22 protein-coding genes and 2 tRNA genes are annotated in these 24,374 nt (G+C 45.2%); 5 read left to right on the top strand and 19 right to left on the bottom strand.

Annotated features, from left to right (window positions below):
- Positions 1-124: 124 nt before the first annotated feature.
- The 17 genes from KNQ08_RS01105 to KNQ08_RS01025 form a co-directional block, all read right to left on the bottom strand.
- Positions 125-1,081 (bottom strand): L-lactate dehydrogenase, encoded by a 957-nt coding sequence (locus tag KNQ08_RS01105; protein ID WP_214769069.1) that lies wholly within the window; start codon positions 1,079-1,081, stop codon positions 125-127.
- Positions 1,082-1,246: 165 nt separating this feature from the next.
- Positions 1,247-2,026, bottom strand: coding sequence for a DUF92 domain-containing protein (locus KNQ08_RS01100; RefSeq protein WP_149426962.1), 780 nt, complete (start codon positions 2,024-2,026; stop codon positions 1,247-1,249).
- Positions 2,020-2,565 (bottom strand): 5-formyltetrahydrofolate cyclo-ligase, encoded by a 546-nt coding sequence (locus KNQ08_RS01095; protein ID WP_214804407.1) that lies wholly within the window; start codon positions 2,563-2,565, stop codon positions 2,020-2,022. The genes KNQ08_RS01100 and KNQ08_RS01095 overlap by 7 nt, the downstream gene beginning before the upstream one ends.
- Before the next feature lie 57 nt (positions 2,566-2,622).
- Positions 2,623-2,772, bottom strand: a complete 150-nt coding sequence (gene rpmG, locus KNQ08_RS01090; RefSeq protein ID WP_012369771.1) for a 50S ribosomal protein L33 — start codon at positions 2,770-2,772, stop codon at positions 2,623-2,625.
- A 104-nt stretch (positions 2,773-2,876) separates the two neighbouring features.
- Complete coding sequence (locus KNQ08_RS01085) at positions 2,877-5,060, bottom strand: 1,4-alpha-glucan branching protein domain-containing protein (protein ID WP_214724455.1); 2,184 nt, start codon at positions 5,058-5,060, stop codon at positions 2,877-2,879.
- A 32-nt stretch (positions 5,061-5,092) separates the two neighbouring features.
- Complete coding sequence (locus KNQ08_RS01080; RefSeq protein WP_064300297.1) at positions 5,093-5,818, bottom strand: DUF4912 domain-containing protein; 726 nt, start codon at positions 5,816-5,818, stop codon at positions 5,093-5,095.
- 107 nt (positions 5,819-5,925) lie between these two features.
- Positions 5,926-6,588 carry a phosphate signaling complex protein PhoU gene (gene phoU / locus KNQ08_RS01075; protein WP_050678392.1) on the bottom strand — a complete coding sequence of 221 codons (663 nt, stop codon included), beginning with the start codon at positions 6,586-6,588 and terminating at the stop codon, positions 5,926-5,928.
- Between the two features lie 18 nt (positions 6,589-6,606).
- Complete coding sequence (gene pstB, locus KNQ08_RS01070; RefSeq protein ID WP_053454494.1) at positions 6,607-7,383, bottom strand: phosphate ABC transporter ATP-binding protein PstB; 777 nt, start codon at positions 7,381-7,383, stop codon at positions 6,607-6,609.
- 99 nt (positions 7,384-7,482) lie between these two features.
- Complete coding sequence (gene pstA / locus KNQ08_RS01065) at positions 7,483-8,391, bottom strand: phosphate ABC transporter permease PstA (RefSeq protein ID WP_029341063.1); 909 nt, start codon at positions 8,389-8,391, stop codon at positions 7,483-7,485.
- 1 nt (position 8,392) lies between these two features.
- The gene (gene pstC / locus KNQ08_RS01060) at positions 8,393-9,334 is read right to left on the bottom strand and encodes a phosphate ABC transporter permease subunit PstC (protein WP_047396437.1); all 942 of its coding nucleotides are present in this window, start codon (positions 9,332-9,334) and stop codon (positions 8,393-8,395) included.
- 90 nt (positions 9,335-9,424) lie between these two features.
- Positions 9,425-10,369, bottom strand: a complete 945-nt coding sequence (locus KNQ08_RS01055) for a PstS family phosphate ABC transporter substrate-binding protein (protein ID WP_047396434.1) — start codon at positions 10,367-10,369, stop codon at positions 9,425-9,427.
- Between the two features lie 225 nt (positions 10,370-10,594).
- Complete coding sequence (locus KNQ08_RS01050; RefSeq protein WP_214804405.1) at positions 10,595-12,667, bottom strand: peptidoglycan D,D-transpeptidase FtsI family protein; 2,073 nt, start codon at positions 12,665-12,667, stop codon at positions 10,595-10,597.
- Positions 12,668-12,802: 135 nt separating this feature from the next.
- Positions 12,803-13,411, bottom strand: a complete 609-nt coding sequence (locus KNQ08_RS01045) for a superoxide dismutase (protein ID WP_064300301.1) — start codon at positions 13,409-13,411, stop codon at positions 12,803-12,805.
- 93 nt (positions 13,412-13,504) lie between these two features.
- Positions 13,505-14,965, bottom strand: a complete 1,461-nt coding sequence (locus KNQ08_RS01040) for an alpha-amylase (RefSeq protein WP_149426957.1) — start codon at positions 14,963-14,965, stop codon at positions 13,505-13,507.
- A gap of 116 nt (positions 14,966-15,081) precedes the next feature.
- Positions 15,082-15,155 (bottom strand) — tRNA-Ile (locus tag KNQ08_RS01035).
- 11 nt (positions 15,156-15,166) lie between these two features.
- Positions 15,167-15,240: transfer RNA gene (locus tag KNQ08_RS01030), tRNA-Met, on the bottom strand.
- 128 nt (positions 15,241-15,368) lie between these two features.
- Positions 15,369-17,012, bottom strand: coding sequence for a Na/Pi cotransporter family protein (locus KNQ08_RS01025; protein ID WP_214724451.1), 1,644 nt, complete (start codon positions 17,010-17,012; stop codon positions 15,369-15,371).
- 207 nt (positions 17,013-17,219) lie between these two features.
- Here KNQ08_RS01025 and KNQ08_RS01020 point away from each other — a divergent pair, with 207 nt between their 5' ends.
- From KNQ08_RS01020 to KNQ08_RS01000, 5 genes are all read left to right on the top strand, one after another.
- Positions 17,220-17,705 (top strand): hypothetical protein, encoded by a 486-nt coding sequence (locus KNQ08_RS01020; RefSeq protein WP_214804403.1) that lies wholly within the window; start codon positions 17,220-17,222, stop codon positions 17,703-17,705.
- Between the two features lie 167 nt (positions 17,706-17,872).
- A complete protein-coding gene (gene ispG, locus KNQ08_RS01015) occupies positions 17,873-18,982 on the top strand; it encodes a flavodoxin-dependent (E)-4-hydroxy-3-methylbut-2-enyl-diphosphate synthase (protein WP_023467533.1) in 1,110 nt (369 codons plus the stop codon).
- A 159-nt stretch (positions 18,983-19,141) separates the two neighbouring features.
- On the top strand, positions 19,142-19,651 hold the full coding sequence (locus KNQ08_RS01010) for a hypothetical protein (RefSeq protein WP_214724743.1): 510 nt from the start codon (positions 19,142-19,144) through the stop codon (positions 19,649-19,651).
- A gap of 101 nt (positions 19,652-19,752) precedes the next feature.
- Positions 19,753-20,649 (top strand): GGDEF domain-containing protein, encoded by an 897-nt coding sequence (locus tag KNQ08_RS01005; protein ID WP_285800973.1) that lies wholly within the window; start codon positions 19,753-19,755, stop codon positions 20,647-20,649.
- Positions 20,589-20,828 carry a GGDEF domain-containing protein gene (locus KNQ08_RS01000; protein WP_353049225.1) on the top strand — a complete coding sequence of 80 codons (240 nt, stop codon included), beginning with the start codon at positions 20,589-20,591 and terminating at the stop codon, positions 20,826-20,828. The genes KNQ08_RS01005 and KNQ08_RS01000 overlap by 61 nt, the downstream gene beginning before the upstream one ends.
- Before the next feature lie 55 nt (positions 20,829-20,883).
- Here the strand turns inward: KNQ08_RS01000 and KNQ08_RS00995 are convergent, their stop codons facing one another.
- Entirely contained in the window at positions 20,884-22,713 is a 1,830-nt protein-coding gene (locus KNQ08_RS00995) for a GGDEF domain-containing phosphodiesterase (RefSeq protein ID WP_214769038.1), read from the bottom strand.
- Between the two features lie 152 nt (positions 22,714-22,865).
- On the bottom strand, positions 22,866-24,296 hold the full coding sequence (locus KNQ08_RS00990; protein WP_214804397.1) for an NAD(P)H-hydrate dehydratase: 1,431 nt from the start codon (positions 24,294-24,296) through the stop codon (positions 22,866-22,868).
- Between the last annotated feature and the right edge of the window lie 78 nt (positions 24,297-24,374).

Genomic DNA, 24,374 nt, shown 5'->3' with positions numbered 1-24,374 from the left:
ATGTGATTTTTGATGTATTCGTTCTCTACATCAAAAAAACTCAAGTGTGGACAATATGAAGCAAGTCCGACACTTGAGTTTTTTGCTACTTTATTTCGTAATACCTTCATCATGATGCGTACGCTTATCCTTGCAAGACGGGTTCAAGCGTCTGACGTAATACATCAGCAGAATGATGGAATTTCTTCAACTCTTCTTCCGTCAATGAGACTTCAATGATTTCACGCACACCTTGACGATTGATGATGGCGGGAACTCCAATATGGATACCGGAAATTCCGTACTGCCCATCGACATGCGCACCGACCGTCAATAGACAGTTCTCATTTCCGAGGATGGCACGAACGATCCGAACGAGTCCAAGCCCAATCGCATAGTAGGTTGCCCCTTTGCGCTCGATGATATGATAAGCAGCATCTCGGACGTTGATGTAGATTTGATCAAGATCTGCTTGAGAATAACGATCGTCTTCAGCAAGTAGTTCATCAATCGTTTTTCCATAAATGCGGCTGTTACTCCAGGCTGCGAATTCCGTGTCACCATGTTCGCCAAGAATATAGGCATGGGCATTTCGGGAATCAATGTGAAAGTATTCTCCGAGCATTTGACGCAGACGCGCTGTATCCAGCACCGTCCCTGATCCAAATACGCGTGCTTTCGGAAGACCGGAATATTTCCAGGCAAGGTGTGCCATGATATCAACCGGATTGGAAGCCACGACGATGATTCCATCAAAACCGGAATCCATGATTTGACGAATCATTTCTTTCATGATCAACGCATTCTTTGCGACAAGATCGAGTCTTGTCTCACCTGGTTTTTGTGGAGCGCCTGCCGTGATGACGACGACTTCCGCTTCGCGGCAGTCTGCGTAGTCGCCAGCCCATATTCGCATCGGTGAAGAGCTAAATGGTGTTCCATGGTTTAAGTCCATTGCCTCGCCCTCTGCTTTGGCTTTGTTGACATCAATGATGACAAGTTCTTCACAAAGTCCAGCTGTTGACATCTGATAGGCAAAGCTTGAACCGACTGCACCAGCTCCAATGAGAGCTACCCGTGTCACTTTCGCATGTAATTCCATATCGTTATGTCCACCCTTTCATTCGTCCTAAGAGTTTGTTAACTATCTCACAATTAAATTGTAACATCTTTCACATTCTTTGTATCATGTGAAATTAATCACATTTGTCCATTTTGTGTCATTGATATCCTAACATAAGGAATTACATACTCATATACTTTCCAGTTACCAGAATCGAACGATGATAAACCCGATTCCACTTGCCAAACCGCTCGTTAAGACATTGACAGCATCGTTCCCTAAAAATCGAATGCCCGAAACGTAAGCGGTCGGTTGACCATGGTGCTCTCGCTTTTCTGTGTATTCCCCACAAACCGTACATCGGTAAACGCGTTGCCCTACTGCTCCAAATAGTGTATCCAGTAGGCTCCCAAGTACACCGATGCTTGTTACGAGTAAGACGTCCCTTAAAGAAAGAGAAAATATCCAATGCGCTGCTATCGCGATGAACGCAGCTCCTGCGATCGTACCGACCGTTCCAATCAGCGACATCGCTCCACTTGTTCCTGCTGGTACCCGACGTAACGTTTTGAGCGACCATGGATCACGTTTTGAGAGCGGTCCGATTTCGGATGCCCACGTATCAGCATTCGATGCTGCGATGACGAATAGAAATAACAAGAGATACGCAAAATCCATCGTCATGGCATACGCTAAGGCAGCAACGAACGCTAGCCCTCCATTCGCAAGGACCTGCCATCCATCACGCGCGCCGTCTTTCTCAACGATGGAGTCGACCGATTGTTTTCTGGACCGTCCGACCTTCGATAATAAGCTCGAGCTACCAAAGAAAAGCAAGAGTACTACTAATCCTTGCCAACCGAATCCGAATGAGACACCACTACCGACGAGCAAGGTCATGATCGCACCACTTGTCGTCAATAAACGAAAAGATCGTCCGGTCCAAGCCAGCAATAGACAAAACAAAATGGTCGCGCTCAACATCGGATAACCTCTAAGTCAGTAACGATCAGGTCAACTGGAATATCAAAGGCTTCCACTTCGAAATCTGAAAGAAGTTGTTCAGAAAAGGCAATCGATACTTTGCAACCTGTATATGTCACGAGTGCACGATCGTAATAGCCTCCTCCCCACCCTAACCGATATCCGTCCCGTCGATAAGCACGACCCGGAACAAGGCAAAGCTCTGCTTGAGCAAGTGAAGCGCGACGTGCTGAAGCGGTCGGTTCAGCAATCCCCATCTGATTTGCATGCACTTGATCTTCTGGTCCATGTTCATAAAAGACCATCTCGTCTCCGACTACTTTTGGTATCAAGACCGTCTTTCCCTCTTGCCACGCTTGTTCAATCAGCATTCTTGTATCACATTCATTTCGAAAAGCTAACGTGATCGCGACACAGGTCGCTTGTTGCCATTCAGGTAGTAACAAGACATGTTCGTGAATCAATCGTTCCTTTTCCGCACGGTTCTCCATCACATCTAGTCGTTCTTTAATCAGACGGCGTACTTCTTGTTTGTTCATAGTTGTCTTCCTTTCCACAAAAAAAGCCATCACACGAAGTGACGGCTTCCATCTCAATTATTTCACTTCACGGTGAAGTGTGTGCTTACGGAGACGTGGGTTGTATTTCTTCAACTCAAGACGCTCTGGGTTGTTACGCTTGTTCTTTTTAGTGATATAAGTACGGTCACCAGTTTCAGTGCAAGCTAATGTGATTTTAACGCGCATGGGATTCCCTCCTATCTAGCTCTCGATGTATCAAGTGATTTTGCTTTACATAAGGTTAAGCATACTCAAGTATCGTACCAAGAAAGGAAAGGAATTGCAACTGTTCATCCGTTCTTTTTCGGATTCGTCACGTGTTGATATGGTTTTTCAAGGTTCTCTTCAAAACGCAGCGGCTTCTTTTCGACGTGATACTCTTGCTCCACCCCGTGACGTGACTCTTCTCGTTCTAGATAAACAACCGCTGATTGGCGCAACGCATCTCCTTCAAGTCGTTTTAAGGCAACGACCAGACCACCTGAACGATCAGGAGAACGCTCACTTTCGACATCGTAGACGTTACTGACAAGTGGCAACTCTTTGATCTTCGCGATAGCTTGGGCAGCTGATGCGGTCTCCATGTTGAAGTTGTGGATAACTGCGAAATCAACGATCTTACTCAAGGCTTGCGCTTGGCGTAAGAAGGCTAAATTTAGTGCCGCCAGTTGGTTATAGGTCTGAACGAGCGGTAGACCTGTCACTTGCACTCCGTAAACGTGAACACCTTCTTCAAATCGATACGCTTCCGGATGTTCCGTGACGACATAGACGTTCTCACCAGCAGCAGCGAGCCGTCGAGCGAGCTCTGAAGCTGGCCGGTCTGACGCATCATATTGTCGGACGAACAATAAGATGGCGTCTGTATTCCAAGATTTCTCACGTTTCACTGCCACGTAGTAATCATGTGCCGTCAAGAAGACATCCGGTTCAATATCTGAATCTTGAAGGAAAGGATATTCGCGATATCGATCATCCAACCATTCCACCGTCAGCTCCTCAGCATCCAGGCGACGCTCGGTTTCTTCAAAACGTAAGATGTGCTCACGGAAACGGTTCGCAGCATATTGCGCTGTCGTCTGTCCATCGAGGATGAACGGCCAGTCGCTCGAGACAGCGAGGAGGTATTCTCGAATGAGCTGACGCTTCGCTTTGACAGTCAATGCATCTTGATGACGATTTCGAGCTACGACACCTGCTAGTCTCTTCTCAAGCTGATGGAGATGACGAATCATCCAGTCATTCCGTTCGTTGATCCAGACTTCCGCGTAGCCTTTTCGTCCCCACGTTCCCATCGCGACGTGTGCCGTGTCGATGTCTTGGAAGTGACGTTCGAGGAAGATTGCCGGTGAAATCGACTCAATTCCTTGATCTTCTAAACGTTCCATCGCTTTACCGAGGAAGTCGGGACCTTCAAACCACCAGTGACCGAACAATTCGGCATCAAATGGTGCAGTGACAAGGAACGGTGGGAAGTCTTGTCCTTGATGCGCATCTAAATGTTCACCGAGTGCTTGTGCGAAGTCTGCTGCATGCTCACTCGTCCGTTGCCATGCCCAATCACGGACGTAATAGTCTTTTTGATCCGTTTCTCCTGTTACGCGATGCAATTTCAATCCTGTATCATAACGTAAGCCTTCCGGGTGCATGAACTCAGCGATTTGATCCCACTCTCGATCGTACGCAAGGTCACGATAAAACTCGCGGTAATCCGGATGACCCGGGTATCCGATGACAGAGCTCCAAATCTTCCCGGAAATGATTTGATCACGCGGGAACAGTGCCACACCGTGCGGCGAATAGACAGGTGCTCCGATTCCGTGTTTCGGTGACGGATCCGCGTTTAAGATGGAATGTTCGTCAACGAATGTATAACGAATGCCCTCTTCATACAAAATACGATCAAGTCCTGGCGTATACGCACACTCTGGCATCCAAAGACCAGATGGACGGAATCCGTAATGACGTTCGAAACAGTTCAATCCCGTCTGAATTTCAGAACGTGCCGCTTGTTCGGACAACATGTGCGGACTGAATCCGTGCGTCGCTGTACACGTAATCAAATCGAGATAACCTTGCTCCTTGTAATGACGGAATGCGCGGTTCAAATCTTTTTCCCAGTGAAGGAACGTATTCAATAAATCTTGATAGCGTTCTTGATAGAATAGAAGCGCATCTCGTTCCTTTTGAGCAAGCTCTCGCTCTAGTTCCTGGCGAATCAAACGTAACGTATCCTCGATATGCTCGATATACCGCTCTTGAATCAATGGGTCGGCAAGCATCTCGATGACGGGTGGCGAAATGCTGACCGTCCAGCCGAGCGGACGTGACAAGCGATCGACCTCCCACAATAATGGGATATAGGTTTCTGAAATCGCTTCATACATCCACCGTTCTTCTAGACGATGTGCCTCTTCATGACGGATATATGGTAAATGTGCATGTAAGACGAGTGAAAAATATCCTTTTCGCATAGCTTCTCTTCCTTTCCCTCTCTCTAATTCCATTACCGGACGCGATCGAAATAGGAATAAGGGCGTAATACTTCGACCCATTCCGGTTGTTCGACCTCTCCGTATTGCCAATGATGCACGACTTCCGCGAACCGTCCATCCGTGACTGGCTCGTCACGTGGCGTTTCGACTGGTTTTGAACGCAGTACTGGAACAAAGTCCCCGTCGATCGTTTGAATGCCCCATTCGATGATGTATGTAGTATTCGGGGCGACTGGTCGAACGAACCAAGCATTCGTCATTTCTGGTAGCTCGAATTGATACGTCCGATTTGCCTGTCCTTGTTCATATTCAACAAGCGTGACATCAATGATGCGTAATTCTTTACGGAACGAATCAAACGTCGTGTGATAGTGCGTCTCTAGCAACTGTTTCGACAGTTCAGATAATTCCCAGTAGACGTATAACGCTGTCGGTGACTGAACGATGGCGTGGAGGATGTCATCCTCGTAATGTGTCGCCATTCCAAACGCGTCACGTTCTAGCGAAGGTACCACTTGCACAGACGGTACGACGTCTAATACCGGTGCAGTCGACTTTTTTGTCTGCTTGACCGTTTTTGATTTTACTTTCGGCGCTGCTACAGAAGGTTGTTCTGTTAACGATTTACGATATTTAGTCCAAGCATATTTGATTTTCCCTTCAGTCGTATCCAATTGAGCTGCGATTTGTTTTGTTGTCAGCCCTTGTTCCTTCATTTTAATGATTTGCTCAAGCATTCCCAATCACCTCTCTGTCATTATTCACTTCTTTCCTATTCTACAAACGTGTTTCGAATCCCTTTACAAAAAAAGTAGGCAGAGGAAATTCCTCCTGCCTACTTGATTCATCCGTTTAAATCATAATGTTTTCCTTTTTCGAGATAGATCAGATGCTCCCCGACGTTCGTCAAGTGATCACCCATCCGCTCGATGTAGCGGCAAATGTTCGTGAATTGCATGACTTCATCGACGACGATCGGCTGAAGTGACATATGACGCATGTACTGGCGAAGTGCCTTATATGTCGTCTCATCAATGACGTTATCGAGATCAGACAAGGCTTTTGCTTTCTCGACATCTCCGTCACGATAGGCGACGATCGCAGTTTCCGTCATATCCAGTAATGTCTCGAATGCTTCCTTCAACAAAGAGATATCAATGACATACGGGAACGTTTCGACACGAAGAACCGCTTTTGAGATATTCCCCGCATAATCTGCAATCCGTTCGAGATCCGACGAAATTTTCATCGCGGTGATGATTCGTCGTAAATCCGTCGCAACGGGTTGTTGCTTCGCGATTAATAAAATCGCATCATCGTTGATTTCAAGTTCAAGATCATCGAGTTCATTATCGTTTTCGATGACACCACGCGCGATGTCTTGATCATATTTTTCGAGTGCTTCTGCCGTTGTTGCGATCTGTTGCATCGTCTTACGAGCCAGTAAAAAGACCTTTTGATCGAGTATTGCAAGATTTTCTCCAAAAATCGTACGGTTCGCTGCCATTCGTCTCGTCTCCCCTTCTTATCCGAATCGTCCTGAAATGTAATCTTCCGTCCGTTTGTCACTCGGATTTCCAAAGATCCGGTCTGTTTGATCGAACTCGACGACTTCACCATTCAAGAAGAACGCTGTTTTGTCCGAAACACGTGCAGCCTGTTGCATGTTGTGTGTCACGATGATGATCGAGTAGTCTGATTTCAATTCTTGGACGAGTTCTTCTACTTTTAATGTAGAAATCGGGTCAAGTGCCGATGTCGGCTCATCCATCAAGATGACATCTGGTTCGATTGCAAGGCAACGTGCGATACAAAGACGTTGTTGCTGCCCACCAGAAAGACCATAGGCATTTTCGTTCAAACGATCTTTGACTTCATCCCAGATCGCTGCACGACGTAAACTGCGTTCGACGATCTCATCGAGGATTTTTTTGTTTTTGACACCGTGGACACGGGGACCATAAGCGATGTTGTCATAAATTGATTTTGGGAATGGGTTCGGTTGCTGGAAGACCATTCCGACCGATGTCCGTAATTCTTCGACACCGTATTCTTTATCAAAGATATTACGTCCGTGATACTCGATTGCACCATTCGTCCGTACGATCGGAACGAGTTCGACCATTCGATTCAATGTTTTGATGAATGTCGATTTCCCGCAACCAGACGGTCCAATGATTGCCGTGACTTCATTTTTCTTAATATCGAGATTAACATCTTTCAGCGCATGATCGTCACCGTACCATAAGTTTAAGTCTTTGACGTTATAGACGCTCTCACGTGCTGCTACTGGTTGGTTCATACGCTCTGTCCCTTCTGTAACGACTGATTTCGTATTCAGCTTCGTATCCATCATCTGTCTTCCTCCTTAAAAGAAATCCCTTCTATCTATCTCGTTCGATTAGTAGCGTTTTGAGAATCGGTTCCGGATCCAGATTGCAAGTGAGTTCATCGTCAAGAGGATGACCATTAAGACGATGATGCCTGCCGCTGCAAGTCCTTGGAAGTCCGCTTGTGGACGACTTGTCCAGTTGTAGATTTGAATCGGTAATGCTGTGAACTCTGAGAAAATACTTTCTGGCGCACGAGCAATGAAAATCGCAGCTCCGACCATGATGAGTGGTGCTGTCTCACCAATCGCTCGAGATACAGCCAAGATGATCCCAGTGATGACACCCGGTAGTGACGCCGGAAGAACGACTTTGAACGTCGTTTGCCATTTCGAAGCACCGAGTGCAAGTGATGCATGACGCATCGCTTGTGGAACGGCACGGATTGCCTCTTGGGACGAGACAATGACGACCGGAAGACTCATCAACGCGAGTGTCAATGCTCCTGCAATCAATGTTGAACCGAAGCCCATGTTACGTACGAAGAACGTCAAACCAAGTAAGCCGAAGACGATCGATGGTACACCTGCAAGGTTTGAGATGTTGACTTCGATGAATGAAGTCATCCGACTCTTTTTCGCGTACTCTTCTAGGTAAATCGCTGCCCCGACACCAATGATGAAAATCATCGGGATGATGAGGAGCATCAAGAAGATGGAGCCCATTAACGCCGGATAAATCCCGGCACGTTCCGAACGGCGTGATGGTGCATTTTGTAGAAACTCAAGTGATAACCATGATGCACCGTCACGGATGACGCCGAACAAGAGAATACCTAAGACGACGAGACCGAAGAACAGTCCAGCAAGGAAAATGACTTTTGTGACATTGTTGACGACGAGTCGCTGGCTAATGGATTTCTTCACCGCGACCGGATCGATGAATTTCTTTGAGACAGGTTGCTTTTCTGGTAAGGCCATCTTAGTACTCCTCTCTGAAGCGGCGTGTGATCCAGTTCGCAAGTAAGTTCATCACTAATGTGAAGACGAACAAGAGTGTACCAACCGCATAGATACTGTAATATTCGACAGTTCCAAATCCAGCATCACCTAGGGCGACCTGAACGATATACGCTGTCATCGTTTGGACTGGCTCGAGTGGATCGATCGCAGCTGTCGGATTCGAACCACCAGCGATCGTTACGATCATCGTCTCACCGATTGCCCGTGACATACCGAGTACGATCGATGCAATGATCCCTGATAAAGCAGCTGGAACGACGACTTTCAATGCAACTTCAAGACGTGTCGAACCGAGTGCAAGCGCACCATCGCGAATTTTTTTCGGAACGGAGCTCATTGCATCCTCAGAAATCGAAGCGATCATCGGAATGATCATGATCCCGACGACGATCCCCGGACTGAGCGCATTGTAAATTTGAATACCTGGAATTAATTTTACGAGTAATGGTGTGACGAACGTCAATGCGAAGAATCCGAAGACGATCGTTGGAACACCTGCTAACACTTCAAGAATTGGTTTTAAGATACGGCGTGCGCGGTCTGACGCGTACTCACTTAAATAAATCGCTGATGTGAGGCCGATCGGCACGGCAACTAGCATCGCAATCACGGTAATCTCAAGCGTACCGACGACAAGTGGCCAAATTCCATACTCTGGTTGTGAGTTGAGTGGATACCAGCTCGTACTGCCGAAGAATTCCTTGAACGGAACGACTTCGAAGAAGTGTTCTGTTTCAATGACTAACGTGAGAATGATGCCGATGGTCGTAACGACCGAGACGAACGCACAAAGGAATAACACGATCGGCATGACGCGTTCCATGACGTTTTTCATACTATATTTTTGCTGTCGGTTCTGTTGAATCAGCTCGCGAACCGATTTATTTTGTGTTGAACTCATCCTTCTTCACTCCCTACTCCTTCTTGACATGAGAACGGGACCCAACCGGTACAGACTTCCCCGGTTGGGCCATCCTCATGACTCGATGATTTATTTCATTGCGTCTTCAATTGCTTTTGCGTTTTCATCGTAACGATCTTGTGGCATTTTGATATATCCGACTTCTTCAGCAAGATCACCAGCGTTTTCGTTCGTGAACTGAACGAAGTCAGCGACTTGTTTTTTGTCTTTCATCGATTTGTTATTGATGTACGTGTAGATTTCACGTGATAGTGGATAAGAAAGATCTTTGATCGTTTCTGGTGTTGGATCGACTGCGTCTTTTCCTTCAGCAGAAAGTGGTACTTCCTTCAACTTATCTTTATTCTCAGCGTAGTACGCATAACCGAAATATCCGATTGCGCCTTTCGTTCCTTCAACACCTTTGACGAGAACGTTATCGTCTTCTGATAATTGAACATCTTTACGCATGTCTTTTTTCTCAAGTACTTCCTCAGAGAAGAAGTCGAATGTTCCTGAATCTTTCCCTGGGCTGAAGAATTTCAATGGTTCAGCCGGATAAGAAGAATCGACATCTTTCCAAGTCTTGATGTTCGGGTCGAGCCAGATTTTCTCGAGTTGCTCCATTGAGAGTTCTTTTACCCATGTATTTTCTTTGCTGACTGCGACAGTCAAACCATCATATGCGAGTGCCATTTTCGTGAATTCAATGTTGTTCTTTTTCGCTTCAGCCGCTTCTTCTTCTTTAATTTCACGTGACGCGTTTGAAAGATCTGTTTCACCAACGACGAAGCGTTTGAATCCGCCACCTGTACCAGAGACACCGACTGTGACATCTACGTCAGGTTGTTCCATTGAATATTCTTCACCGACAGCTTCCATGATCGGGAAGACAGTAGAAGAACCGTCGATTGCGATTTTTCCTTTTAAATCAGATGAACTAGCAGAACCGCCTTTATCGTTACCACATGCTGCCCCCACTACTGCGATTGATGCTACCGTTGTGATGAGTGCTGTTTTTTTCATCCAAGACATGATTAATTTTCCTCCTCGAAAGTATGTCGCTGACGATGCTACGACTTTTTATCCGTTTTCCTTACAAGACTTATACTACGGATGAACTATTAAAACGAAATGAATCCAACGTAAAAGAATTGTAAAGGCGTGTTTTTTAGTGTTTACAATTCGAAATCCATTAGAAAAAAAGGTCAATGCAAACAAAAAAACGAGAGTGATTGCTCACTCTCGTTTTCCATCTAGTTAATTTGGCTTAGTTTGCCATGGTACGTCCTTCACATTGAAATACGCTTTGACAAGATCGTGACCAATTTTTGAGTTGACGGTTTCTTGTTCCATATAAGGAAGGAACACGGCCCATGCCACCTCTGGATTATCGTACGGTGCCCAGCCGACAAGGTTCGAGTTCAATGAACGAACTGGTTGTCCACTTCCATCACGTAAGGCGATTCCATCGTCACCATAGACACTAACCTGCGCTGTACCTGTTTTCGCAGCTGCATCAATACCGGTTTGTGCGATGATTTTTGCTGTACCACGCTCTCCTTTGACAACGCGATGTAATCCTTCACGAACATGATCAATGTTATCTTGACTGACTTCAATTCGATTCAAATAATTCGTCTTAAAGCTATAATCAACTTGTTTTGTCCCTTTTTCAATCGAATTCGACGCGAGAACTTCTTTTAAGAAGTGCGGCTGAACACGATAGCCACCGTTGGCAAGTGTTGAAATATATTGTGCGACTTGTAGCGGTGTAAAGGCATCATATTGTCCGATGACTCGGTCCATGAGTAAAGTGACACGGTCAGGTGTTCCTTGCACACCTTTTGCTTCGTACGGTAAATCTACACCCGTCGTCACTCCAAGCCCGAACTGACTGTAGTAATTCTGCATGATAGCAGCTGCTCCGTCCACACTCGCTCCGGCAATACCGTTACTTGGGTACTTCGCCATCCGCATTGCAATGTTGAACATATAAACGTTTGATGAACGCTCAAGTGCTGTTAAATCCGTAATTGGACCCATGTTGACATACGATCCTTTTTTCGTACCACCAATCGTGATCGGTGTATCGTTGATGACTTCGTTTTGACGAATAACACCCTCTTCGAGTCCCATCGCAACCGTTGCGCCTTTGATCGTCGAACCGATTTGAAGCGACGTCAATACATTATTGATTGCGACATCTGAGAACTTACCGGTTGCTGGATCCAACTTTTGACCAGACATCGCAAGAATCTCACCTGTCTGTGGATTCATGACGACGGCGTAACCTTCTTTTAGATAACGACTACCCATGCCACGTCCCATTTTAATGGCTTGTTGCATGATTTGGTCGACTTGTTTGTTGTATTCCGCATCCACGGTCAGAACGAGATCTTTACCGGACTCGCCTTCCTCGCGTTTTGGATCACCGACCGGCTCTCCATTGAACGTCTCATACACATCGTACGCTGGTTTCCCGCGCAGAAGATCTTCATACTGTTGTTCAAGGAATGATGTTCCGACACGGTCATTCAAGCTGTAACCTTTTGCTTTGAACTCAGCTTGTTGTTCTGCTGGAATCTTCGAGTACTTCCCGAAGATGTTCCGAAGTGTTCCTTCATATGGATAAGAACGCTCGTAGAACGGTTCCACCGATACACCTTTTAAATCTTCTAGATTTTCATCGATGATCGCCATTTCTTTTGCAGAAGCACCGAGTTTGACGAGTTGCGGATCAAGTGCGTATCCGACTTCCATGTTATGTTTGATCGCAATGACTTCCATCGTTTGATCGTCATAATCGATATCGTCTTTCGTAATCGCATCTAATCGGATTTGATCCTGTTCTGCGATTGATAGTTTACTTTGTGCCTCTGCTGAAGGATATTTCTGTTTGACGGCTTCTTGATAACGACGATCAGACTCTTTCGTGTTCGTCGCGATCCAGAAATCCTTAATATCACGTTCTGTGACTTTCCAATCTTTTTTAGGTAGATCAATGATTGCTGCAAGACGCTGTGCAATCTCAATGCGTTCATCGACTTTCGTCGTTTGTGCTCGACGGTAGACGATCGAGTATTTAGAAATCGTATCAACCAAAAGACGACCATCCCGGTCATAAATCTTTCCGCGTGGCACTTCATATTTTGATGCGATCATTTCTGTTTTTTGAACTTCCCGCGAAATTTTCTCACCATTGACGATTTGCACGACTCCTAAACGGAAAATCAAAATCGCAAACAATAAAAAAACGACGAAGAACATTAAATTCAGACGAAGCGGCAGATGATTACGCCGTCTTCCTCGTACGGTAATTCGTTTAGCCATGGCGTACTCCCCTATCGTTCAAAAGTCATCTTGTTTCATTATATAGAAGGAAACTTTCCATAACAACCTATCCCATCATTTTCCGCATTAAAAAAAGCGTATCGTTCACAATTGAACGATACGCTAGTTTTCACATTACTTCGCGTCAGCGTAAAGCTTCGCTACGTGATCCCAATCAACGACGTTGAAGAACGCATTGATGTAATCAGGACGACGGTTTTGGTAGTTGAGATAGTATGCGTGTTCCCAAACATCAAGACCGAGGATTGGTGTTTTGCCTTCCATGACTGGTGTATCTTGGTTTGGTGTCGAAACGACCGCCAATTTTCCACCGTCAACGATTAACCAAGCCCAACCTGAACCAAAACGAGTTGTTGCTGCTTTCGCGAATGCATCTTTGAATGCATCGAATGATCCGAATGCTTCGTCGATTGCTGTCGCGAGTTCGCCTGTTGGAGCAGCGCCATCGTTCTTCTTCAACAGTTTCCAGAAGAATGAGTGGTTCCAGTGACCGCCACCGTTGTTACGGACTGCAGTTTGAATGTTTGCTGGGAGAGCATCCAAGTTTTGAAGAAGTTCTTCAAGTGACTTTCCTTCATGTTCTGTACCCTCAAGCGCCGCATTCACGTTCGTGACATACGTGTTGTGGTGTTTCGTGTGGTGAATCTCCATCGTACGAGCATCGATATGTGGCTCAAGCGCATCATAAGCGTAGCCGAGTTCTGGTAATTCAAATTTTGACATGTTCATGTCCCCCTTTGTGCTATTTTCGAAAACTTCAATACCCTTTAAGACTAGCAAAAGAACCTGTGTTGACGCAAGTCAAGACCCTCGGATTTACTTGACTTCTCGTGGAGCAAAAACTGAGACACCACCACCTGGAACTGGGAAGACACCAAATCCTTCATCGTCGATCACGACAGGGTGATCTTGATGGTTCGTATAGTCGAACCATTCTTGGCCTGCCCGTTCTTCACCAACGAACATCCGTTTTTCACACATATCGGCATTCGACAATAAGACCGCACAGCCAGAGTTCTCAATTTCCTCAACTCCACGACGAACCCAACCGACACAATGTGGATCATCGAGATAATCTTCTTGCTCACCATATGCTTTGTGATACCGTGCATAGAGTAAAGCATCGATCATTTCTTTTTTCCCTTCTACCGGATGTGGTCCTTGCACTCCATAATAGTCACCGTAGAAGACACATGGGTAACCGTCTTTACGAAGTAAAATCGCCGCGTAAGCGTGTTGTTTGAACCAGTCATCCACCCACGACTCAAGTGATTCCCCCGGTTGAGAATCGTGATTGTCGACGAACGTGACGGCATTCGTCGGGTGTGATTCGACAAGGGTATCTGCAAACAATGTCGTCATATCAAACTCCTGTCCCAGCTTCGAAGCTTCATGGAACTTATAATGAAGCGGAACATCGAACAAATCGATCGTATAGTCGACGCTATCAAGGAAATGACGACAATCATCGAGATCTGATTTCCAGAACTCACCGACCATATAGAAGTCACCTTCACTTTTTTCAATCATTGATTTTGCGAATTCATGAACGAATTCATAGTTGATATGTTTGATGGCATCGAGTCGGAAACCTTGGCAATCAATTGTTTCTTGGAACCAATGTCCCCAGCGGATCATTTCTTCTCGGACTTCCGGGTGATTATAATCGATGTTCGCGAACATCAAATAGTCATAGTTTCCGAATTCATCATCGACTTGATCATTCCAATCTTTATTTTTACCGGAAATTTTAAAGACACCCGTCTTTTCTTCACGGGCATCAAAATCCGTTCCATTGAAAAATTCATGTGTCCAGATGAAATCTGAATATTTTCCGTTACGTCCTGGGAACGTAAACTTCGTCCAAGCTTCGATTTCAAACTCTTCTGAAATTTCTTTCGAACGATCTTCCGGATGGACTTCGACGACATTGATCGTCTCGAGTTCATCGGCTGCTGCTTTATGGTTCATGACGACATCAGCGTAAACAGCGATATCGTTCTCCCGAGCAACCTGGATCGCTTCGACGAGTTCATCTTTCGTACCGTATTTCGTACGGACCGTTCCTTTTTGATCAAATTCGCCTAAATCATAGACGTCATAGATGCCATATCCTGTATCTTCATCCGATTGACCTTTTGACGCCGGTGGAATCCACACGGACGTGATGCCGGCAGCACGTAATTCAGGCGCCCGCTCTTTCAAGCGTTGCCAGTGCTTCCCATCATTCTCTACATGCCACTCAAAAAACTGCATCATCGTATGGTTACGTTCCATCTCTCTTCGCTCTCCCTTAGTTACTATAGTATGAATATTATTACAATATCTTTACTATTCCCCGGGGGAACAAAAATAAACGCTTCCCGTTTTTCAACGAGAAGCGTTCTACTGAATGGACCCTGCAGGGCTCGAACCTGCGACCGGACGGTTATGAGCCGTCAGCTCTAACCAGCTGAGCTAAGGGTCCTTAAGTAATAGTAGCGGCGGAGGGAGTCGAACCCACGACCTCACGGGTATGAACCGTACGCTCTAGCCAGCTGAGCTACACCGCCATGATGTATGTTTCTTACTCTTACTAGATTACGAGATGTGGCGAAACTTGTCAATATGCTATTTCAAAAAAATAAACAGCTGATTTCATTTTTTTGAAATCAGCCGTCATAAGAAAATCGTATTTCACTTAGTTCGTTAAAGCCGTCCGCTGTTCAAGGACGAGATCCGTGATGTTGACAGCGTGATCGCCAATTCGTTCGAGGTTTGACAAGAGATCGACGAAGATCATCCCTGCTTGTCCCGTACATTCGCCAGCGTTAACACGAAGGACGTGATGCTTCCGGAATGACCGTTCGAGTGCATCGAGTTTACCTTCGAGTTCTAGAACTTTGCGAGCTCGTGTGACATCATCCTCTTCGACAGCGCGTACGGCACAATCGACGATTTCTTGCGTCAAGGCATACATGTCATCAAGCTCTTTCTTCGCAGCTGATGTGAACTGAATTCGGTTGACGATTTGGAAATCGACTAATTCAACGATGTTTTCGACGTGGTCACCGATTCGTTCGAAATCATTGACAGCGTGCATCAGTAACGAGTGTTCATTTGATTCACGCTCTGATAAATCATGTGCCGCTACTTTAACGAGATAACTCGTGACTTCTGTATTTAAATGGTTGATCGCATATTCAATCTGCTCTGATTCTGAAACATCTTTCTTATCATGCGATTGCGTGTAACGGTGCGCTTTTGCAAGTGCGTCTTTCGAGAATTCTCCCATTCGCAATACTTCGAGCTTTGCTTGATTCAAAGCAAGTGCCGAAGATTGGTTCAAGATGTTCTGATCGAGATGACGCGGTTTCGAATCAATCGTCGTATCCGTACCCGGTACGATTTTTTGTACAAGCCATGCGATTTGCGCAATGAACCAACATTGAATCAACGTATTGACGACATTGAATGTTCCATGTGCAAAGGCGATTTGCATTTTTGGACCTAAATCAAGCGCGCCTGTGATCGACGTAATGAAGCTTGAGAAGATTGGTAATGCAATCAGGAACAATACTGTTCCGATAATGTTGAAGATGACGTGTGCCGCTGCTGTCCGTTTAGCTGCAATCGACGCACCAAGTGCTGCAAGTACTGCTGTGATCGTTGTTCCGATGTTATCACCGAACAAGACCGGAAGTGCCGCTTTGATATCGATCATGCCACCAGCGTACAACTCTTGTAAGATGCCGATCGTTGCTGACGACGACTGGACAAGAACAGTAAAGATCGTTCCGACGAATACACCAAGCAATGGATTATCCGACATCGATACCGTCAACTCACGGAACCAGACACTTGACTCAAGTGGAGCCATTCCGTCGCCCATCAATGTCAAACCATAGAACAATGCACCGAAGCCAAAGAAAATCTGTCCGATGTATTGAACCCGTTCTTTATTGAAGAAGAAGATCAAGAAAGCACCAATTGCGATTGCTGGAAGCGCAGCTTCCTTGACGTTAAAGCCGATGATGAAAGCCGTAATCGTTGTTCCGATGTTAGCCCCCATGACGACTCCGATTGCCTGTCGTAAATTCATCAGACCCGCACTAACGAGTCCGACAACGATGACGGTCGTCCCTGACGACGACTGTATCAAAATCGTGACGACGATACCCGCTAGGATACCTAACAGTGGATTTGTCGTATATTTATCGAGGATATAACGTAATCGGTCTCCTGCTGTTTTTTGGAGCCCATCTCCCATATACTTAATACCGAATAGGAAAATCCCGAGTCCACCTATGAAGGTGAAAATCATTTCCTGCAAATCATAGTTCATCTTGCCAGCTCCTTTATTTCATGTGGATTGATGTGTTTGTAAAGTTTATTTTCTCAACTCCCCCATTATGTAAAGGTCTGTTGAACTTGTAAATAGTTTTTGAGACATCCGTTTGTTAAGGTTTTATTAATCTGTACCATCACACAAAAACCCTTTATTACCAACAAAAATTAAACAATTAAAATCTGTTATAAAACAGTGGAAAGAGTGATTCACTTGTCATTTTTACGTCAACTGATTAATTACTTACAAACTTCTTTAATTCCAAATCGTCCGTTTTTGCGTCTTCGTTTGGCAGATGTTTCCCTTTATTTTTGTGGATTAGCTTGGATTTCATTTTGGACGACGGTCATTGATTCCTTCTTTTTACAAAAAAACATCCCGATCATCGTTTGGTTCATCCTTCATTTCATCTTTATCGCAATCGCTGTATTACTTTACGTATTGTTTATGGCGTATCTAACGAAGGGGTTCGTCCGATTGTTACTTCCCCGTCCGTGGGCATATCGCCAAACGTTTCCTTATACGGTTGCAACGAATCTCTGGTCTTTCCCACTCGGTATGCTTCTATACCAACTCGATTACCCTTGCTTCGGAATCGGGATACTCGTAATCGGACACTTCGTCTACACATTAGTACCATTATGGATTGCCCGTTCCTCAAAGCCACGCGCTTCACGTAAACCTCAATGAGTATTAAAATCAGGCGTCCGACGGATTGACGGACGCCCTTCTTTCATTAAACAATTGTAAATGTTCAATTTTCGTTCTTGTTTCTCGATTTTTAGGGAATAGTTCGATATGATAGAAAAGGTAAACATAAACAATATGGCGGTATGCCACAAAAGGAGATTTTCGATATGCCGAAAATGGTCCATCGCTCTAAGACTCGTCCCGTTCGTGTAGGGGACCTTGTCATTGGTGGAAATAATGAAGTCATCATCCAAAGTATGACGACAACTAAAACACACGACGTCGAAGCGACAGTCGCTGAAATCCTACGTCTTGAAGAAGCTGGTTGCCAAATCGTCCGCGTCGCTTGTCCGGAAGAACGTGATGCGCTCGCACTTGCAGAAATCAAAAGCCGAATCAACATTCCGCTTGTCGTAGACATCCACTTCAACTATAAACTTGCGCTTATGGCAATCGAAGCTGGCGTCGATAAAATCCGGATCAACCCGGGTAACATCGGTCGTCGCGAAAAGGTAGAAGCCGTCGTTACAGCAGCAAAAGCGAAAAACATTCCGATTCGTATCGGAGTAAACGCTGGTTCACTTGAAAAGCATATTCTTGAAAAATATGGCTATCCAACTGCTCGTGGTATGGTCGAAAGTGCTTTGCACCATATTAAGATCCTCGAAGACCTCGACTTCCATGACATCATCGTCTCGCTTAAAGCATCAGACGTACAGTTGGCGCTTGAAGCGTATCAGCTCGCTTCTGAATCATTCGACTATCCACTTCACGTCGGGATTACGGAATCTGGTCCACTTCGCTCTGGTTCATTAAAATCAGCAGCGGGACTTGGCGCGATCTTGTCACGCGGAATCGGAAATACAGTTCGTGTATCTCTTTCAGCGGACCCTGTCGAAGAAGTAAAAGTCGCAAAAGAAGTCTTGAAATCATTTGGTCTCGCAGCGAACGCAGCGACATTGATCTCATGTCCAACATGTGGTCGGATCGAAATCGATTTAATGTCAATCGCTGCAGAAATCGAAGACTATATCGAAAACATCCAAGCGAACATCAAAGTTGCGGTTCTCGGATGTGCGGTCAACGGTCCTGGTGAAGCACGTGAAGCTGATATCGGTATCGCTGGTGCACGAAACGAAGGATTGTTATTCCGTCACGGAGAAATCATCCGTAAAGTACCGGAAGCAACGATGGTCGAAGAATTGAAGAAAGAGATCGATGCGATCGTTCTCGAAAAACAGGCTGAAAAAGAAGCCGAAAAAGCGAACCATGCATAAGTTGAAGACTCCTCCCTCGCGAGGAGTCTTTTTTCGTATCTCGATTTCGACTATGTTATACTAAGTGAAGAAAAATTTTTAGAACGTGGGTGACTGTAAATGAAAATTGGAATTGACATCGATGGAACGATCACACATCCATCCTCTTGCTTCACTTACATGAATAAATATCTCGGAACGTCGATTGACTTCAATCAGGCGTCCGAGTATGAATTGCATACGTATACCGATATGAATCAAATCGAATTTTGGGACTACATGGTGAACTCCGGTCACGAGACCGGCATTTATCGTGAATCCATCCCTCAAGAACATGTTCGCCACCACTTATGGAATTTGCGGAAGCAATATGACCTCCATTACGTAACAGCACGATCGGAGCTCGTTCGTCCTGTAACAGAAGAGTGGATCAAACAACACGAACTTCCTCTTGATTCCTTGATCATGACGGGATCACACGACAAAGTACAAGTCGTCCGTGATTTATCACTCGATTTATTCATGGAAGATCGATTAGAGAATGCTGTGCAAATCGCAGAAGACACATCGATTCCTGTAATCTTGTTCGACGCACCTTATAACCGTAAAGCCGTACCGAATAATGTCATTCGTGTCGCTTCATGGAATGAGGCCGTTTTAGAGATTCAAAAATTTGCACCGATTCGTTAAAAACAGCCGATTAGGCTGTTTTTTCCATTTTTATGTCATTGCATGACTTGATATCGTACAATGACGATAGATTGAAACTTTGATATAGGAAGGGCTTCGTGATGCTTGCGACAGTGAATATCTTTTTTATTAATATCTGTATTATTTTTCTCGTTTCTACGTTCACCTTTTACCTACTTCGTGATCGTTTGCCAATTCAACCTGACTCAAAAATGTCTACTCGTCTCTATTTCGGACTTTCCAATGGTATGACTGGCATTCTACTTATGCATAATGCAATCGACTTAAATGGAGCATTGATTGATTTACGGTTATTACCACTCGCTTTGTCCGCTTTGTTCGGTGGTAATATCAGTATTGCCGTGACAGGGCTGATGCTCTTGATCTACCGATTCGTGATTGATAGTGGCGATTCACTAAACGCTCTGTTTAGTTCTGTCATCACACTACTTGGATTTCTAGTACTTTCTTTTATTTGTCGTCGATTCATCAAACGGCAAGGGTATTTCTTTTCTGCCATCGTCACGGTCGGTTCCCTACTCGTACTCTCGCGATTGATTATGAGCAACTCCCCAGCGGATGCCTGGGGAACGATTTATATTCCATATTTCATTTTAACGATTGGTGGAGCCTTTTTGTTTTATCGTTTGTCTTCACTTCTTCAGCAGCATTTTGTTCTTTATTCTTATCAATCCTATCTTGCTTCGACCGATCAATTGACGCGGCTCGCGAACCGCCATGTCATTTTAGAAAAAGTCACAACGCTCGAAAAGAGTAAAGATTCTTGGGGAGTCATCTTGTTTGATTTGGATCACTTCAAGAATGTAAACGATACACATGGTCACGCGATAGGAGACGCTGTCTTGCGCCACTTTTCAATCTTATTGAACGAGCATTGTCCGGCACCCGTTACGGTCGGTCGATATGGTGGTGAAGAATTCATCGTCATCGTTCCAGACATCGAACTGCATCCTCCTGTCGTCCTAGAACAATCGTAACAGCCGTTCAGCAAACACCTTTCGTCATGCAAGATCATGCCGTATCCATTACGGTATCCGCAGGAATTGCTTACGCTCATCAACAACCAGCTGAAACAGTATTTAAGCAAGCGGATAGCGCTTTGTACGAAGCAAAAGCACAAGGACGAAATCAGTATCGCCTGTATCAATCGAAATGAATACTAAAAAGCCACTTCTCCTCCGAGCGATTCGGACTGAAGTGGCTTTTGTTGGTCAACGGACCGTTCCTTCATTCGTCTTTTGCAGTAGACAGATGATTTCTTCAAGTGGTACCGGTTTAGCGAAGAAATAACCTTGGAATAGATGAATACCGATTTCCTTGGCAATGCGTACTTCTTCTCCTGTCTCAACTCCTTCGACGATACATTCGACATGCATCGACTGGCTCAGTTGAAAAATCGACTCGAGGATGGATTGTCGTTTCTCCGATTCACCGATTTGTTCGATGAATTGCTTCGGAATCTTTAATTGACGTAACGGTAACAAACGCTCGAGAACATGATAGGATGCGTGACCAGTTCCGAAATCATCGAGTGACAACGGGAAATCGAGCGTTTTGATTCGTTTGAGCGCTCGATGAATCGATTGACTCTCGAAATCAAGTGACTGACTCTCTGTGATTTCAATTTTAATCTGTTGCGGTTTTAAGGCATACTTCAGTAGCGTTCGTTCGATGAACGGCATGAACGATTCACTCGTCAACTGGCGTGGTGATACGTTGACAGATAACGTAAACTCGTCTGGAACCAGATCGATCAATGCTTTGCGTGTCTTACAGCTTTCCTCAAAAATCCATTCTCCTAGACGAATGATTAAATCACTTTTTTCAGCAATCGGAATGAATACGGATGGTCGATCTGCTCCTTGTAACGAGGTCTTCCAGCGAACTAAGGCCTCAAGACCGATGAATTGCTCTGATTGAACATCGTATTGTAATTGATAAACCAGATGAAAATCCGTTTCGATGTTAGCTTGGGCTAGGGATTGTGCTGCTTTGACTCGTAATTCTTGATCCTTACGCCATTCTTGGTCAATACACATCACACGTTCGTTTTGTTGCGCTGCTTCTTGTAAGGCAGTCAATAATTGCTGCACCCGACGCTTTCGATTGTTGGTCGCCCCTTCGCCATTATCAATGACGATGGATATGTTGACATAGACATGATGCCCCTCGATTTCGTATGGTACAGAGATTTCTTGGCTCAATTCTTCCATCGCTTCCTTACACGCCACCTCGTCCGGCTTTTCCATGACGATCAATAACGTCCCTGCTTCAATCCGAGCAAAAGCTTGATAAGGAGGTAGTTGTCTCTTGAGTCGCTCGATACAGGCGCGTAGTACTTGTAACTGAATATCTTCTCCAAAATAACGTGCCAGCTCATAGTAGTTTTCTAAATGAATCCCGACAAAAATGAGCTGTTGTTCGGGTCTTGGAAAATCAATTTCGTTTAATCCTTGGCGATTCAAGACACCTGTTTCTTCATCACGTCGCGCCGTATCGTGTAATTGTATCGCAAGGTCATTTAACCGATTTAAATTGCGAATATGCAAGTGATTGATGACAAGCGCAATCGATACGCCAATCACAATCATGCCAATCCGTCCATAATGGTCTGTCGGATCAATTTCTACCGTCACGGTATCGGCATTCCACATGACATACAAACTAGTTGCGATGGCAATCGCGATGGCGTACCACATCATGATTCGTTGATACGAGATTAAAGCGATCATCAAAAACAAAAAGCTACTTGCCCAAACGGTAACTGCCGCATAAGGTAAAAAGCTAATCGATGTAATCGGAACGACGAGCAACATCAAAGACAATAAGTGCGTTTGCAAAACGGTTTCCATTTTGCGACGACTAATATAAAAAATAAATAGACCCATGACGATTAAAAATGAAATGATGACAGAACGACTCAAATACGCATTCTTAATTGTCTCTTCTGTCGTCGTATAAATGATCAAAGCACCAACGAACATCATGAATAAGGCAAAATTTCCAATCCACCATTGTTGTTTCCGAACGATATCCTCCATGCTTTCCCCCTCCTTTCCGTCTGATTTTCCGTATAAAGGTTTCGACATCGCTTGATGATACTCCTGTCAAATGGAATGTGTCAATTCTTTCCTAAAAAGAAAAGTCTTCCCTCATACGTATCGTGGAAGACTTTTCTTTCAAATTGATGTTTTTATAGCTCGACTCTTCCTAACTCCTCGATGACATCCGTTGCTAGCAAGCTGCTCGGATGCATGTGTCGTTCGACTTGTCGAGAAGCACGTGCATACCACTCCGCTCCTTGCGCTAGTGTTCTTTCGATATCTCCTGTTGGATGTTGTGCAAGAAGGCTGGTTAATATACCAAACAGCGTATCCCCACTTCCTCCTTTGGCGAGACCACTTGATGCACCAGAGACGACGAATCCGCCTCCATCTGGTTTCGCGATTAAGATGACATGGGACTTCAAAACGACAGTTACTTGATGCAAGATGGCATAGTCGGTTGCCTGACCAAAAAGATCATCTTGAATACTTGCGACACTCTGGTTCGTCATCCGGGCGAATTCACCGATATGCGGTGTGACGATGATTGGCGCGGTTCGTTCGGGATAACTTTCTTTTACTAAAGCTGCAGCATCTAGTACAACCGGCAAATCACTCTCAAGCAGATAGTCCACCCATGTTTCGACTGCCTCTTGCGATAATCCGGGACCGATTCCAACTGCTGAGATGGAGGGGAGCATCTCCTGAATTGCTGGTAATGTCTGATCAATGACCATCGCTTCCGGCGCTTGGACGATGATTCCATGTTTCGCAAGTGCCGTCGTTGCCACTTGTAGTTTACCGACTCCTGTTCGTAAGGCTGCCCGTGTCGCGAGTTGGATGGAACCCGGCATCGTCTCACTTCCACCAATCAATAGAGCCGTCCCGTACGTTCCTTTATGACCGTATGGTTCCCGCTTGAACAAGGCGGTCACACCATTAGGTGATACGCGCCATTCACCAAATGTCGGTAATCCGATATCAATCGTTTCTGATTCGCCATAAAACGGTGCTGTCCGTATTAAAAAGGCAGATCGTTTCATTGCATGCAGTTGAAATGTCACGTCTGCGCGAACCGCTGTCTCCTTAAATTCCGTTGCGTGATCCGTCGGTACTCCGCTCGGCACATCCACTGCATAGATACGTGCCCCTTGTCGCTTTTGTTCCGATACGAATTCACATTGCGCTTCGAACACTTGATTCACCCGCTTTGGATCAAATCCCGTTCCATATAAGGCATCTAGAATGACATCATATTGACCACACGGTTGTTCGGTCACGAGTCCAAACGCTTCTGCATAATGGACATGAACGATAGATGTATCCGAACGATTCTCTCCAAATGGTGCATGTAGTGTGACATCAAATCCGTCGCGTATCAATTCGCGTCCAATGACATACCCATCCCCACCGTTATTGCCTGTCCCACATAAAATCAAGATTCGCTCCGTCTTCCTATGACGCTCTTTGATACGTGTTGCGATGTGACTTCCAGCTCGTTCCATCAGCACTTCAAGTCGCAGTCCGGATGTCCGTGCCCACTCATCGATTTGTCGCGCTTCTTGTGTATCATAAATCATCTTCTCATCACCTCTGTTCGACTATTCCCGTTTTGAACAGGACTAGTCTTTTAAAACGCAAAAAGAGGACGCCCGACC

This window comes from Exiguobacterium sp. s46 (assembly GCF_018618875.1).
In the GTDB taxonomy this organism is placed as follows: domain Bacteria; phylum Bacillota; class Bacilli; order Exiguobacteriales; family Exiguobacteriaceae; genus Exiguobacterium_A; species Exiguobacterium_A abrahamii.
Note: the sequence above shows the minus strand (reverse complement) of the source record. Positions and strands in the feature narration are given on the sequence as shown.

Excerpts from the sequence above, each read along its gene's own strand:
- KNQ08_RS00990 (WP_214804397.1), bottom strand. The coding sequence starts at position 24,296 with ATGATTTATGATACACAAGAAGCGCGACAAATCGATGAGTGGGCACGG.
- KNQ08_RS01025 (WP_214724451.1), bottom strand. The coding sequence starts at position 17,012 with ATGAACTATGATTTGCAGGAAATGATTTTCACCTTCATAGGTGGACTC.
- KNQ08_RS01100 (WP_149426962.1), bottom strand. The coding sequence starts at position 2,026 with ATGTTGAGCGCGACCATTTTGTTTTGTCTATTGCTGGCTTGGACCGGA.
- KNQ08_RS00995 (WP_214769038.1), bottom strand. The coding sequence starts at position 22,713 with ATGGAGGATATCGTTCGGAAACAACAATGGTGGATTGGAAATTTTGCC.
- KNQ08_RS01080 (WP_064300297.1), bottom strand. The coding sequence starts at position 5,818 with ATGCTTGAGCAAATCATTAAAATGAAGGAACAAGGGCTGACAACAAAA.
- pstB (WP_053454494.1), bottom strand. The coding sequence starts at position 7,383 with ATGAACCAACCAGTAGCAGCACGTGAGAGCGTCTATAACGTCAAAGAC.
- KNQ08_RS01045 (WP_064300301.1), bottom strand. The coding sequence starts at position 13,411 with ATGTCAAAATTTGAATTACCAGAACTCGGCTACGCTTATGATGCGCTT.
- KNQ08_RS01050 (WP_214804405.1), bottom strand. The coding sequence starts at position 12,667 with ATGGCTAAACGAATTACCGTACGAGGAAGACGGCGTAATCATCTGCCG.
- KNQ08_RS01055 (WP_047396434.1), bottom strand. The coding sequence starts at position 10,369 with ATGTCTTGGATGAAAAAAACAGCACTCATCACAACGGTAGCATCAATC.
- pstC (WP_047396437.1), bottom strand. The coding sequence starts at position 9,334 with ATGAGTTCAACACAAAATAAATCGGTTCGCGAGCTGATTCAACAGAAC.
- KNQ08_RS01085 (WP_214724455.1), bottom strand. The coding sequence starts at position 5,060 with ATGCGAAAAGGATATTTTTCACTCGTCTTACATGCACATTTACCATAT.
- KNQ08_RS01040 (WP_149426957.1), bottom strand. The coding sequence starts at position 14,965 with ATGGAACGTAACCATACGATGATGCAGTTTTTTGAGTGGCATGTAGAG.
- KNQ08_RS01010 (WP_214724743.1), top strand. The coding sequence starts at position 19,142 with ATGAATAAATATCTCGGAACGTCGATTGACTTCAATCAGGCGTCCGAG.
- rpmG (WP_012369771.1), bottom strand. The coding sequence starts at position 2,772 with ATGCGCGTTAAAATCACATTAGCTTGCACTGAAACTGGTGACCGTACT.
- KNQ08_RS01105 (WP_214769069.1), bottom strand. The coding sequence starts at position 1,081 with ATGGAATTACATGCGAAAGTGACACGGGTAGCTCTCATTGGAGCTGGT.
- KNQ08_RS01005 (WP_285800973.1), top strand. The coding sequence starts at position 19,753 with ATGCTTGCGACAGTGAATATCTTTTTTATTAATATCTGTATTATTTTT.
- pstA (WP_029341063.1), bottom strand. The coding sequence starts at position 8,391 with ATGGCCTTACCAGAAAAGCAACCTGTCTCAAAGAAATTCATCGATCCG.
- phoU (WP_050678392.1), bottom strand. The coding sequence starts at position 6,588 with ATGGCAGCGAACCGTACGATTTTTGGAGAAAATCTTGCAATACTCGAT.
- ispG (WP_023467533.1), top strand. The coding sequence starts at position 17,873 with ATGCCGAAAATGGTCCATCGCTCTAAGACTCGTCCCGTTCGTGTAGGG.
- KNQ08_RS01095 (WP_214804407.1), bottom strand. The coding sequence starts at position 2,565 with ATGAACAAACAAGAAGTACGCCGTCTGATTAAAGAACGACTAGATGTG.